Genomic DNA, 12,995 nt, shown 5'->3' with positions numbered 1-12,995 from the left:
AAAGGTGCAAAGTAATGAAATAGCCACAAGGAAAAAAAATTGAAGGCTAAGCCATATATTTGTAAAAAATTAGGCATGGACAAGAACGATACAGATGAATTTTATAATAGGTTAAGGGAAAAATTGCTCGAAAACACCGATTGGCCGTCCAATTATCTTTATAAATTTATAGTACCAACCGATGAGGCGCGCATACAGCAAGTGCATAAGATTTTTGATAACACCGGTGCAGTGATCGAGTCAAAAAAATCGAAAAAAGGAACGTACACGAGTATATCCATTATGGTACAAATGCAAGATCCCGATGCAGTGATAGAAAAATACAAGGAGGTTTCCATAGTAGAAGGCGTTATTTCCCTGTAAAACCTTTGTTTGCCATAATTTTAGTATTTTGCAGGCGTTATCGGATAGACTTTCCTAATTTAAACTTCTAAACACGTTAATTTGAACGAAGTATATAACCTAGAATACAATACAGAACGTCCAAAACTTTTTATTCCTGAGTATGGTCGTCATTTTCAAAAGATGGTAGACCATGCAGTTGCCATAGAAGACCGTGAAGAGCGTAATAAAGTGGCCAAATCCATAATTAGTGTTATGGGCAATCTACAGCCGCATTTAAGGGATGTTCCCGATTTTCAGCACAAATTGTGGGACCAGTTGTTTATTATGGCCGACTTTAAATTGGATGTGGATTCACCATTTCCCATTACTTCCAAGGAAATGTTGCAACAGCGACCCGAGCCATTGAATTACCCACAAAATCATCCCAAATACCGTTTTTATGGAAACAATATCAAAAGAATGATAGATGTGGCGGTTCAATGGGAAGAAGGGGACATGAGGTCGGGACTGGAATATGCCATTGCCAATCACATGAAAAAGTGCTACCTCGTTTGGAACAAGGATACCGTCGAAGATGGTGTGATTTTTAACCACCTCAAAGAACTGAGTGATGGAAAAATCGATTTGGCCAAAAAAGACGAGAGTCTAACAGAAAGTGGGCAGTTCCTTAAAAACAAACCAGCTAGATCTAACAGCAACCGCGGAAAAAAGAATCAAAGAGGAAGGAAAAAAAGATATTAAACTCCAAAGGAATTCATGGGTACATTTCGAATAGAGGGCGGACACCGGTTACATGGTGAGATCACCCCGCAAGGAGCAAAGAACGAAGCACTACAGATTCTTTGTGCTGTTTTGTTGTCAGAAGAAAAAATTACCATCAACAACATACCGGACATCGTCGATGTCAACAAACTAATTTCCTTACTCGAGGATTTAGGCGTGAAAATCCAGAAAAAAGGTAAGGGATCCTATACATTTAAGGCAGACGACGTAAATCTGGATTACCTGCAATCGGCCAAGTTTAAAGAAGATGGTAGGGGTCTTAGAGGTTCCATAATGTTGGTGGGACCTTTGTTGTCCAGATTTGGAAAAGGATACATCCCCAAACCAGGCGGCGATAAAATAGGCAGGCGAAGACTGGATACCCATTTTGAAGGATTTATTAAACTGGGAGCCAATTTTAGGTATAACAAAGAAGAACACTTTTACGGTGTAGAAGCCGAGAAACTCACCGGAACCTACATGTTGTTGGATGAAGCATCCGTTACCGGTACAGCCAATATTGTGATGGCAGCTGTTTTGGCAGAGGGAACAACAACCATTTATAATGCCGCTTGTGAACCCTATCTGCAGCAATTGTGCAAAATGCTGAACCGTATGGGCGCAAAAATTTCAGGTATAGGCTCCAATCTATTGACTATCGATGGGGTGGACTCTTTGGGGGGTACGGAACATACCATGTTGCCCGATATGATAGAAATCGGTAGCTGGGTCGGATTGGCTGCAATGACCCAAAGCGAACTTACCATAAAGAATGTAAGTTGGAACGATTTGGGACAAATTCCGACCGTATTCAGAAAGTTGGGTATCACTTTAGAAAGAAAAGGGGACGATATCTTTATCCCGAAACACGAAGAAGGTTACGAAATACAGAACTTTATCGATGGATCTATACTGACCATTGCCGATGCCCCATGGCCTGGACTAACCCCGGATTTATTGAGTATAATTTTGGTTGTAGCCACTCAAGCAAGGGGAGAAGTGCTCATCCATCAAAAAATGTTCGAGAGCCGTTTGTTCTTTGTAGATAAGTTGATCGATATGGGGGCAAAGATAATTCTCTGCGATCCACACCGAGCCACGGTTATTGGACACGATTTTAAATCTACCTTAAAAGCCACTACCATGGTTTCTCCGGATATTCGAGCTGGAGTTTCCCTTTTGATCGCAGCATTGTCTGCCAAGGGAACTTCCACTATACATAATATTGAGCAAATTGATCGTGGTTACGAGAATATCGATGAACGTTTGCGTGCTATAGGGGCGAATATTGTGAGGGTTTAATTTTTCAATTCTACTAATTTCCCATCAGGATACAGAGCAAAACGCCCTCTATTTTTTTCGTGAACATGATCTGGATAGGGCCATGGCCATCCCCCAAATTGAGTCAATCGGTACTCTTCCATTGCTTTTTGGATCTCATCCTGGGTGTTCATTACAAAGGGTCCATATTTGGCAACCGGTTCACCAATGGGTTTTCCTTGCAATAGCATAAAATGTGCAGTTTCCGAGCCAATTTTAATATTAACATCTCGGCTAGGGTCTAAAACAATGCCAAAGTTGGGATTTATTTTTTTATCCTCGATCTGGATATAGTTGCCATCATAAAAATATAGCACCCGATTAACAGCGGCATTGGCTTTTGGCAACACATATTCGGACGCTGCACGGGCATGGATGTTCCAAATGGCAACTTCGTTTTTGGGGTCAGTCGCCCAAGAATCGGGAGCGGGATCGAGCGAAGCAACATTTTTATAGGCACCGGCAATTATCTTGATTTTTGCATTTTGCTCCTCTACAACTGGAATATCTTCATTCCAGAGCATTCTGAAGTGAGGGTCCGCGAATTTTCCAGCTTTCGGTAAATTCAACCAAATCTGGAACAACTCTAAAGTATTTTCCTCATCATCTTTGAGCAAGGGAAACATTTCGGAGTGCTGTACACCGCGTCCGGCTGTCATCCATTGTACGTCGCCTTCGCCGAACCTTCCAGCTGCTCCCAACGAATCGGAATGATCACAAAACCCTTTGTTTACTATGGTTATCGTCTCAAAACCTCTATGTGGATGATAAGGAAACCCAGGAATGGTCTGTCCGTGGTACATTCGCCATTTGTGAGATGGGTCAAAATCGTTTCCTAAGTTTCTATCTTGAAGTAGTGAGCTGTCAGGACCCATTTCACCGTTACCTTTTGGGTAATTGTCCAAATGATACACACTGAACAAAAAGGGATCTAATGTTTGCCATGGTATACTTAATGGAAACGTTTGTTTTACCGATTTTTTCATGTTAAGTTCTGTTTTGGTAAAAAAGCCTGCTCAGAGCAGGCTTTTTATGTATTTCGTAGCAAGTTATTTTCCGGGAATAGGTGGTGGGCCATCGATCATGGCCTCGTATTTTACATCACCTTTTCTGGTAATATATTCATCTTTGACTTTTTCTACCAATTTGGGGTCATCGAACAGGTCGAACATGGTCATTCCCATGGCTTTTGAAGCATAGACCATGCCTTTATGTCCTATACTCATACCGCCACATGCCACAACGGCCCAGGAGTGCCATGGTGTTCCTTTGGGTGCAACGGTTACCCCAAGGTTAATGTTCGGAACGTTCCAACTTACATCTCCAACATCGGTGGAACCGCCGCCGGGCAAAGCCTCGGTTTCTTTTAACGGATGAATTTCGCCGTCCATGCCCACTTGTGGTTTCCCGGTCGCCTCTTGAATGGCTTTACCAAAGGCAGTCTCCTCCTCGGTATAGGTTATTGGTCCCAAAAGCTCTAGGTTATTCTGCATGATCTTTCCTCCTTCGCGATTTACCAAAGTTTCGTAGATACCCGAAATCAAGGAGTATTTATATTCTACATTGGCCATAATGGCTGCACCTTCCGCCATGGCCTTTACTCGTTCAAAAGTTGGAAGCATAACTTCTCTTTTAGGATCGCGGACCCTAACCCATAAACGGGCATAATCGGGAACTACATTGACCACTTGGCCACCATCTTGAATATGATAGTGTATTCTTGATGTTGGTTTTATATGCTCTCTGTAATAATTGATTCCCGTTGTATAGAGTTCCAGGGCATCTGCGGCACTTCTTCCGTTCCATGGATCGGATGATGCATGTGCTGCTTGACCATAAAACTCGATCATAAAGTCGATAAGGGAGAGCCCACTTTGCACATCGGCCTCTATTTGAGCGGAGGGGTGCCAACTTACATTGACATCTACATCGTCCCAGAGGCCGGCCTCGACCATCCAAACCTTACCAAAGAACTTTTCCTCGGCAGGTGTACCTAAAAATTTGACGGTCCCTTGTATTTTTCCAGCTTCGATCTGTTCTTTAATTGCCAATGCGGCACCCAAGCTGGCAGCACCGAACATATTGTGGCCGCAGCCATGACCAGGAGCGCCATCAACCCGAGGATCTTTGTTGGGGACCGTATTTTGGGATAATCCTGGGAGTGCATCAAACTCGCCCAACACACTGATTACGGGTTTTCCCGAACCAAAGGTTGCAACAAAGGCCGTTGGGATATCCGCAACACCGCGAGTAACGGTCATTCCATTTTTTTCAGCATAATCCGCAAGTAATTTTGATGAAATCGACTCCTCAAAAGCGGTCTCGGCCAAGGCCCAGATAGAATCGCTGATTTGTATAAGGTTATCTTTATGTTTTTCTACGGCTTCGACCACGGCTTTTTTGTCCTTGGTCATCTTTTGGGCGGATAGGTTCAGGACGAACAGCCCAAAAAGAAATAAGGTTGTTAAATTTTTCATTGTAAAAGTTTTGAGTTAGCTATATATCGTAACGACATTGCTGCCGAGAGTGGTACAGCAAAGCGATATCGATAGCACTAAATTTAAAGAAAAAGCTTTAACTAACCGCTTCTTTATAGGTTTTTAGGCATCGTTCCCTTGCCATTTTGTGTTCCACGATAGGGTCTGGATAGCTTAATTCCTGAAGATCTTTGACCCATTTGTTGATGTATTTCTTATCCTTATCAAATTTTTTGATCTGGGTGGTGGGGTTGAATATCCGAAAATATGGAGCGGCATCCACACCACTGCCAGCGGCCCATTGCCAATTCCCCACATTGCTGGCCATTTCGTAATCCAAGAGTTTTTCTGCAAAATAGGCTTCGCCCCAACGCCAATCTATCAATAAATGTTTACAAAGAAAGCTGGCTACCAGCATTCTCACACGGTTGTGCATGTAACCGGTTTCATTGAGTTCTCGCATGCCGGCATCCACCAATGGATACCCTGTTTTTCCCGTTTTCCATTTTTCGAATTCATCTTCATTGTTGCGCCATTCTATTCGATCATATTTGGCCCGGAAGGCTTGATTGACCGTTTTGGGGAAATGCCATAATATTTGCATAAAGAACTCTCTCCAGATCAGTTCGTTCCAAAAAGTTTCGTTTTTTTCTCCAATGGCTTTTTTTATCATTTTTCGTATGGAAACCGTTCCAAATCGCAAATGTGGACCCAATCGGGATGTTCCTGTTTCCTTGTCGGGGTAGTCACGGGTATCTTCATACTTTTGAATAAGATTTGGTGTAACCGTAAAATCCGGTGTTTTAATGGAAGATGCTTCAAAACCTATATCTTCCAAGGTGAGTTGAGGCAAGGACTTGTTCTTAATCGTATTCTTTTCAAGATTGGGAAAAGTATCATATTCCACCAGATGGATGGACGGATTAAAAGTTTCTTTCCATTTACGCATAAACGGGGTGTACACCACATAGGGTTCGCCATCGTCCTTGACAACTTCGCTTTTTTCAAAGATTACCTGATCCTTAAAGGTGTTGAATTCAATATTGTTTTCCTCTAAATACGATTTTATTTTAGCATCTCTTTCTTTGGCGTATGGTTCGTAATCGTGATTGGTATAAACAGCCTCAATGGTATAATCTTCAATTAGTTGTTGAATAACCTTTTTTGGGGTGCCGTAAAACTGGGCCAAGCCACTATCGAAATTTGTAGAAAGTTGATTGTTCAGTTTTTGGACCTGTTCATGGATAAACGTGACCCTGGCATCTTTTTTTGGTAGACTTTCAAGTATTTCCGAATCAAAAATGAAAATCGGTAAAACTGGCGTGCCATTTTGAAGGGCATGGTACAAGGCAACGTTGTCATCCAACCGTAAATCTCGCCTAAACCAAAATATATTGATCTTATCCTTCATCAATTTACATTTAAACTGGACATTCCGCCGTCAACACCAATTACCTGACCGGTAATCCAAGAACTATCGTCTTGCAATAAGAAAACACCCATTTTGGCTATATCGGTTGCAGTTCCGACCCTTTTGAGAGGGTGCCGCTGATCCATCATAGCTTTCTTTTTTTCGTTGCTGAGCAATCTTTCGGATAGGGGAGTGTCCACTAAGGATGGAGCAATAACATTGACCCGTAATTTTGGGGCGTACTCGGCCGCCAAAGCACGAGAAAATCCTTCTATAGCACCTTTGGCCGCTGCTACACTAGTATGAAAAGGCATTCCTGTTCCGACAGCTACGGTACTAAAAAACACCATACTGCCATCTTCGTTCATACGTTCGATAATGGATTTTACGGTCTTGGCCAATGCGATAAAATTGATTTCGAGATCATTTTGAATTGTTTCGATTCCCAATGATTTGAAAGGTTTAAGATTGATGCTCCCGGGGCAATACACAAAGCCGTCCAGTTTTTCGGGGATGTTTTTGTGCGTTATATCTTCGGTTAAGGCATCAAAAGGAATATGGGTTACGTCCAAATTGCGCAATTCATCGTTACTCCTGCTTGCAACATAAACAGAGTGTTCCTTGGAAAGATGTTTGGCCATTTCCAAGCCTATACCATAAGAACCTCCAATTAATAATATGTGTTTCATTTTATACTTTTCTAAGGTTGAGATAATTGGTTTTACCTTTTACTTCTCCGAACAATTCCGCCAGCTTTTTTTCGCGAAACCTGAATATTTTTTGCAACTGTTTTTTTACCAAAATTGGATGCATTATTTGCCCAAGAAACCCAAAAGGTAATTTGTAATCAATAATATCTTCCATTTCCACACCATCCGGAACTTCTTTAATAAAGTGTTTGTGGTGCCATAAAGAGTAGGGGCCAAACCGTTGTTCATCCACAAAATAGGATCCTTTTTGAACATGGGTGATTTCTGTTACCCATTTTGTTGAGACAAGCGGGAATGGTTTAACTATATATTGGATTATTTGACCCTGGAACATAGGCCTATCTGCACCGGACAAGATATGGAACCCCATATGTGGGGGTGTTATCACGGCAAGGTTTTTTGGATCGGATAAAAAATCCCAAGCCTCCTTTTTACTGATAGGCAAAAATTGCCTCGATTTTAATTGATAAAGCTGCATTCGAATAGTTTGTACAAAGATAATCGTAAAATGTTTAATATATTTATTATAAAGTTAAACAAAAATTAAATTCTACGGTTTTTATTGATACTTTTGATTTATACTTTAATTAACAAATTGAGCTCTGCTTTATCTTAATTTTGTTTTGCTAAACATTTAATACACTTAATTATGAAAAAATTTGCACTCTTATTATTTGCTGTATCCATGTGTTTTTCTTTGGAAGCACAAATACAGACTCCTGCACCCAGTCCATTTTCCAAATTGGAACAAAAAGTGGGATTGACCGATGTTACTGTTGAATATTCCAGACCTGCAATGAGAGGGAGAAAAATATTCGGGGATTTGGTTCCTTTCGATGCTATTTGGAGAACTGGTGCCAACCAAAATACCAAAGTAACCTTCTCTGATGATGTTGTGGTAAAGGGCAAGGAGTTGAAAGCCGGTTCCTATGCCATTTACACTAGACCCAATGAAGCGGTTTGGGAAGTATTTTTCTATTCCGATACAGAGAATTGGGGTACTCCGCAGGAGTGGGATGCATCTAAAGTTGCGGCTACCGTAAAAGTAGAGACAATGGATATACCCATGCCGATAGAATCATTTACCATTACCATAGATGATCTTCATAACAATGGAGGTGTGTTGGGCATTATGTGGGAGAACACTTATGTTGGCGTAGAATTTACCGTTCCAACTGTGAAAAAAGCCACTAAAAGTATAGAGGAGACCATGGCCAATACTGCAGATTTAAAAGCCGGCGACTATTATGCCGCAGGTTCTTATTATTTTGCCGAGGGCATGAATATGGAGCAAGCCAAGGAATGGGTAAACAAAGCAGTAGAAATGGATGGAGGTAAAGCATATTGGATGATGCGGACACAATCTTTGATCTATGCCAAACTAGGAGATAAAAAAGCTGCTATCGAAGCAGCAAAAAAATCATTGGCGGCCGCTCAAGCTGCGGGTAATCAGGATTATGTTAAAATGAACAAGGATTCCTTGAAAGAATGGGCCCAGATGTAAGCAGACCCCAATTTTAATAGTATTGAAGAGACCCACTTTAAAAGTGGGTTTTTTTATTCATCAATTGCGGTGGAATTGCCCAGAAAATTATCGAATATTTGAGTAATAAAGGCCAATAGGATAACCAACAAGCATCCGAAGGCATTCAACCATAAATAGGACATCCAATCAAAATACCAACCTATAATTACGATCACTTGGGTAACAATGGCAGCAACAAAAACGGCATTTCCTTTCACATATTTAAAGAAAAAGGCCAAAAGGAAAATACCCAGGACATTACCGTAAAAAATAGAACCAATAATGTTTACGAGCTGGATCAGGTTATCAAAGAGGTTGGCCACATTGGCGATAATAATTGCAATTATTCCCCAAACAAGAGTGAAAACCTTGGTCGCTTTAACATAGTGTTCCTGAGATTCTTCTTTTTTTATACTCCTTTTATAAAGGTCCAACGCTGTAATGGTACCCAGAGCATTCAATTCGGATGCCGTGGAGGACATTGCTGCGGACAGAATTACGGCCAATAACAGCCCAATAAGACCCATGGGCAGGTTATTCAAGATAAAATGGATGAACACATAATCCTTATCATTCGTCTCTACAGTATCATCAGCTTTTGAAATTAATGTTTTTGCCGTGGCCCGATTTGCTTTTTCCTTTTCATTGATCTTTACGATATCCTGCTTTGCTTGTTCTATCGCATTGTATTCTTTGAGCTCCAGTGCCGCTGAAAACGAATGCTGTGCCATCCGTTTTTCTTTTTCCAGTTCCTTGTGGTCGTTCTCCAGTGCTTGGTAGTCGTTGGCGTAATCGGATTGCAATACCGCCTCAGTTGCTGCCGGATTAAAATTAAGGGGAGAGGAATTATATTGATAAAAAACAAAAACCATGGTCCCGACCAAAAGGATGAAAAATTGCATCGGGATTTTAAAAACGCCGTTAAAAATAAGGCCTAACTGACTTTCGCGAACAGATCTGCCCGATAGATAACGTTGTACTTGGCTTTGGTCGGTCCCGAAATAGGCCAGAGCTAAAAAGAACCCGCCAGTGATACCGCTCCAAAATGTATAGCGATTATTGGTATCGAAAGAAAAATCGAGAATATTGAGTTTATTGTTGGCCCCGGCAATTTTTAATGCCTTTCCAAAGGAAAGGTCGGTCGGTAAAGCCCCCATAATAAAGAAAAAGGCAAAGAACATACCCAACATAATAATGAACATCTGCTGTTTTTGGGTTACGCTTACCGCTTTGGTCCCTCCAGAAACTGTGTAGATGATTACCAATATTCCTATAATAACGTTGAGCGTTCGTAAGTCCCACCCCAAAACTGCTGAAAGAATTATGGAAGGGGCAAAAATCGTAATTCCGGCGGCAAGTCCTCGCTGAATTAAGAATAATAATGCCGTAAGTGTCCTGGTTTTAAGGTCAAAACGACCTTCTAACATTTCGTATGCGGTATAGACTTTTAGTTTTTTATAGATGGGAATAAATACCAAGCAAATAAAAATCATGGCCAGGGGCAATCCAAAATAGAATTGAACAAAGCCCATACCATCGTTAAAAGCCTGTCCCGGTGTGGATAAAAAGGTAATGGCGCTGGCTTGAGTGGCCATCACGGACAAACCGATGGTCCACCATTTAATATTGTCTCCCCCGCGGACATAGTCGTCCACATTGCTATTGCCACGTGTTTTCCAAACACCGTATGCAACAATGAAAAGCAAGGTACTACCAAGAATTATCCAATCAAGTAATGCCATTCAGGATGTTAATTATTTAATATCATAATGAGGTAAAAAACCAAGATATAAATGGCATTTAAGAGGATTACAATGCTGTATTCCCTTTTCCATTCGTATTTGGTGTTCATGTTATCCTTTGACATTACTGTCCTTTTTTACTTCATTTTTGCCGATCGAAAGCATGTTGGCAAACAGTTTATATGCTCCGGAAACTCCCACGGGCAATTCCCTGAAGAAGCTAAGTCCTGTGTAAATATAGTGACCTTCTCCGTAAGGTGCCACAATTAAGCTTCCTTGTTTTTCGGTTTCACCTTCATCTTTCATGGATAGAATAGGGGTGAACTCGGCACTCCATTTGCTTGGAAAATATAGACCGCGCTCTTGTACCCATCCTTCAAAATCTTTCGTGGTAATGGCATTGGGAAAATTAACAAGGGAATTTTTTGGGGCCAATATTTTGACCTCGGCATTCTCGTCGGTAACCCTATCCCGTGAAAGTGTAATATCGTAGGGCGCAATATTTTCAAATTGATTGGACCATCTGCCAGCGGTATTGTATTGCACGATCATGGTTCCGCCTCTTTCCACATAATCGAACAACACCGGCTGTTTAAACTTAAGTGCGCCGATCACATTGTATGCTCGAATGCCTACAACTACGGCATCATACTTGTCCAAATCTCCATTTTGTATTTCATTGGGGTCTACAATGTGTACTTGGTACCCGATCTGTTCCAAACTTTCAGGGACCTTATCACCAGCCCCCATAATGTAGGCAATGTGTTCACCAGCTTTTTTTATGTCCATTCGCACTACCTTCGCCGCCGATGGCAAAAGAACCGATTGTTTTGGAATATGGTCGTAAGCGATTTCCACCAATTCCTTGTCAAAAACTTGATTGCCAACGGTAATTTTTGGTTCAATATTACCTTCACTCTCAGAATTTGGGGGAGTAACCTTAAAGGTTAACGGAATTTCCTCACCTCTTTGTTCTATCGTAAATGGTATGGATTTTGGGGAGACCGACCAGCCCGTCGGATGATCTAAGGAAATGGTTCCAGAGACATTATTTTTTCCAGCTCTGACCTTTACCTGTACTTCTTTGGTGTCCGAATTTGCAAAAATCAAAACTTTTTCATCAATTTTGGAGGTTACTTCGGGAAGAATGGCAAAAGGCTCGTACAATTCTCCCTTGTCCGGTCTGGAGTAGCGGTGTACTACATCTTTTTCGAATATAATTTCACTTCCATCGAACAACAAGCTAAATCTAGCTTTAAAGGCATTGGGCGTTTCCGGTTTTCCTATCAATTGTTGATTGTTAACCACGTACATGCCAAGCGACCCCTGCTCGTTCAACCAGTACGGACTGGTATACATCATGGAACTGGGGACAGAAAAGTCAATTGAAAAATTTTCCTTTTGATTATTGGTTAAAACCTTGTTTGGAGCGATCTTGGCGTTTGCACCGACCAACTGGATTTCTTTTAAAGTAATGTTGGCGGACGATCTATTTATGGCTTCCAAATTGATGGTCGCCTGGCTTCCAGGGGTGGCTGAAGCATTTTCGGAACTGGCTTCCAGATATAGCCCGGTAGCGGCCAAAATAATATGCTTTAATTCTTTTGATTTTATACTCTTCCAATGCTCATCTTCAATATTTTGAAGCATTTGATAGGCTCTAATAAGTTCGGGTATGTGCTTGGCCGGATTTTGAAAATCGAAATTTTCTTCGACTTTTTCCAAAATCCGTCCAATGGCTTCACCACCTTTTACACGGGACCAGGTTGTATTGACCCCTTCAAAAAGATCGTTGCCGGTAGCTGCCGGTCCTTTAAGCAATTCCAAATACTCCTCGGACGAACCACGAACCGTTAACGTTCCAAAACCTTGGCATAAGTGTTGGCTTCTGGACATTGCCGAAATTTCATTGTTGGATAGGCCAAGCTCCGGATAATATACGCCAACATCCATTTTAATCATATTGGATTTATCCGCTTTGGCAAACTTTTCCCTACTTCCATATTGCCACCAAGATGTATTATAAAAAATACGTTTGGGTTGCCAAGTATCGGAGTGGTTCAGTTGTTCCGGGTAAGCTTGTGGATTGTTGGCCAGATCAAAAGCCTCCATGCTCAACATTGCGGAGGCTGTGTGGTGGCCATGCGTGGTTCCCGGTGTTCTGTGGTCAAAACGATTTATGATCACGTCCGGTTTAATATTTCGGATTGCCCAAACTACATCGGCCAACACTTTATCGTTGTCCCAAATCTCCAATGTTTCTTTGGGTAGTTTCGAGAATCCAAAATCGTTTGCCCGTGTAAATAGTTGTTCTCCACCATCCACATTTCTTGCCGCCAAAAGTTCCTGGGTACGCAGAACGCCCAATAATTCTCTGAGTTCTGAACCAATCAGGTTTTGTCCACCATCACCACGGGTTAGGGATAGGTATACTGTTTTTGCTTTTTTATGATTGGATAGGTACGAAATTAAGCTGGTGTTCTCGTCATCGGGGTGGGCCGCAACATAAAGTGCGGTTCCCAAAAAATTCAATTTCTGAACTTCGTGAAACAGTTCGGCAGAGGTAAGTTTTTCTGGTTTTTGCGCAAATCCACTGGTAAACAATACTATTGTTGCTGAAAAAAATATCCAGAAATGTTTCATGATCGTTGGTTTAGCAAGTTGTTCAAATATAGGTAGTTTGTGTACAGACATTCGTTTCTT

At 41.4% G+C, this 12,995-nt stretch carries 11 protein-coding genes; 4 read left to right on the top strand and 7 right to left on the bottom strand.

The genetic code is table 11. The annotated features are described in order from the left end of the window. The first annotated feature begins 75 nt into the window (after positions 1–75). From ACXAFK_RS10205 to murA, 3 genes are all read left to right on the top strand, one after another. A complete protein-coding gene (locus ACXAFK_RS10205; RefSeq protein WP_224837240.1) occupies positions 76–363 on the top strand; it encodes a DUF493 family protein in 288 nt (95 codons plus the stop codon). A gap of 81 nt (positions 364–444) precedes the next feature. Further along, positions 445–1,086, top strand: a complete 642-nt coding sequence (locus ACXAFK_RS10200; protein WP_252079614.1) for a DUF4290 domain-containing protein — start codon at positions 445–447, stop codon at positions 1,084–1,086. A 15-nt stretch (positions 1,087–1,101) separates the two neighbouring features. Further along, positions 1,102–2,409 (top strand): UDP-N-acetylglucosamine 1-carboxyvinyltransferase, encoded by a 1,308-nt coding sequence (murA, locus tag ACXAFK_RS10195; protein WP_224837242.1) that lies wholly within the window; start codon positions 1,102–1,104, stop codon positions 2,407–2,409. Here the strand turns inward: murA and ACXAFK_RS10190 are convergent. From ACXAFK_RS10190 to ACXAFK_RS10170, 5 genes are all read right to left on the bottom strand, one after another. Further along, positions 2,406–3,413: a pirin family protein gene (locus ACXAFK_RS10190; protein ID WP_474957677.1), complete on the bottom strand. Its 1,008-nt coding sequence runs from the start codon at positions 3,411–3,413 to the stop codon at positions 2,406–2,408. The two genes, murA and ACXAFK_RS10190, sit on opposite strands and share 4 nt — an antisense overlap. 63 nt (positions 3,414–3,476) lie before the next feature. Then, entirely contained in the window at positions 3,477–4,904 is a 1,428-nt protein-coding gene (locus ACXAFK_RS10185; RefSeq protein ID WP_224837245.1) for an amidohydrolase, read from the bottom strand. 97 nt (positions 4,905–5,001) lie between these two features. Further along, entirely contained in the window at positions 5,002–6,315 is a 1,314-nt protein-coding gene (locus ACXAFK_RS10180; RefSeq protein ID WP_474957676.1) for a cryptochrome/photolyase family protein, read from the bottom strand. Further along, positions 6,315–7,004 carry an SDR family NAD(P)-dependent oxidoreductase gene (locus ACXAFK_RS10175; RefSeq protein ID WP_474957675.1) on the bottom strand — a complete coding sequence of 230 codons (690 nt, stop codon included), beginning with the start codon at positions 7,002–7,004 and terminating at the stop codon, positions 6,315–6,317. The genes ACXAFK_RS10180 and ACXAFK_RS10175 overlap by 1 nt, the downstream gene beginning before the upstream one ends. A gap of 1 nt (position 7,005) precedes the next feature. Continuing rightward, a complete protein-coding gene (locus ACXAFK_RS10170; protein ID WP_224837248.1) occupies positions 7,006–7,503 on the bottom strand; it encodes an SRPBCC family protein in 498 nt (165 codons plus the stop codon). Between the two features lie 171 nt (positions 7,504–7,674). On the opposite strand from ACXAFK_RS10170, the gene ACXAFK_RS10165 reads away from it, so the two are divergent. Then, on the top strand, positions 7,675–8,529 hold the full coding sequence (locus tag ACXAFK_RS10165; RefSeq protein ID WP_474957674.1) for a DUF2911 domain-containing protein: 855 nt from the start codon (positions 7,675–7,677) through the stop codon (positions 8,527–8,529). A 53-nt stretch (positions 8,530–8,582) separates the two neighbouring features. Here ACXAFK_RS10165 and ACXAFK_RS10160 read toward each other — a convergent pair whose 3' ends face one another. Both ACXAFK_RS10160 and ACXAFK_RS10155 read right to left on the bottom strand, forming a co-directional pair. Continuing rightward, positions 8,583–10,292 (bottom strand): sodium:solute symporter family protein, encoded by a 1,710-nt coding sequence (locus ACXAFK_RS10160; protein WP_252079621.1) that lies wholly within the window; start codon positions 10,290–10,292, stop codon positions 8,583–8,585. 111 nt (positions 10,293–10,403) lie between these two features. After that, positions 10,404–12,935, bottom strand: a complete 2,532-nt coding sequence (locus ACXAFK_RS10155; protein ID WP_474957673.1) for a PIG-L family deacetylase — start codon at positions 12,933–12,935, stop codon at positions 10,404–10,406. Between the last annotated feature and the right edge of the window lie 60 nt (positions 12,936–12,995).

The sequence above is a fragment of the Flagellimonas sp. ABD4_174 genome, from assembly GCF_056160185.1.
This window is presented reverse-complemented; position numbering and strand designations above follow the sequence as displayed.

What these genes read in the sequence shown, in the direction of transcription:
- ACXAFK_RS10165 (WP_474957674.1), top strand. Translation starts at nt 7,675, where the DNA reads ATGAAAAAATTTGCACTCTTATTATTTGCTGTATCCATGTGTTTTTCT.
- murA (WP_224837242.1), top strand. Translation starts at nt 1,102, where the DNA reads ATGGGTACATTTCGAATAGAGGGCGGACACCGGTTACATGGTGAGATC.
- ACXAFK_RS10175 (WP_474957675.1), bottom strand. Translation starts at nt 7,004, where the DNA reads ATGAAACACATATTATTAATTGGAGGTTCTTATGGTATAGGCTTGGAA.
- ACXAFK_RS10180 (WP_474957676.1), bottom strand. Translation starts at nt 6,315, where the DNA reads ATGAAGGATAAGATCAATATATTTTGGTTTAGGCGAGATTTACGGTTG.
- ACXAFK_RS10160 (WP_252079621.1), bottom strand. Translation starts at nt 10,292, where the DNA reads ATGGCATTACTTGATTGGATAATTCTTGGTAGTACCTTGCTTTTCATT.
- ACXAFK_RS10155 (WP_474957673.1), bottom strand. Translation starts at nt 12,935, where the DNA reads ATGAAACATTTCTGGATATTTTTTTCAGCAACAATAGTATTGTTTACC.
- ACXAFK_RS10205 (WP_224837240.1), top strand. Translation starts at nt 76, where the DNA reads ATGGACAAGAACGATACAGATGAATTTTATAATAGGTTAAGGGAAAAA.
- ACXAFK_RS10185 (WP_224837245.1), bottom strand. Translation starts at nt 4,904, where the DNA reads ATGAAAAATTTAACAACCTTATTTCTTTTTGGGCTGTTCGTCCTGAAC.
- ACXAFK_RS10190 (WP_474957677.1), bottom strand. Translation starts at nt 3,413, where the DNA reads ATGAAAAAATCGGTAAAACAAACGTTTCCATTAAGTATACCATGGCAA.
- ACXAFK_RS10170 (WP_224837248.1), bottom strand. Translation starts at nt 7,503, where the DNA reads ATGCAGCTTTATCAATTAAAATCGAGGCAATTTTTGCCTATCAGTAAA.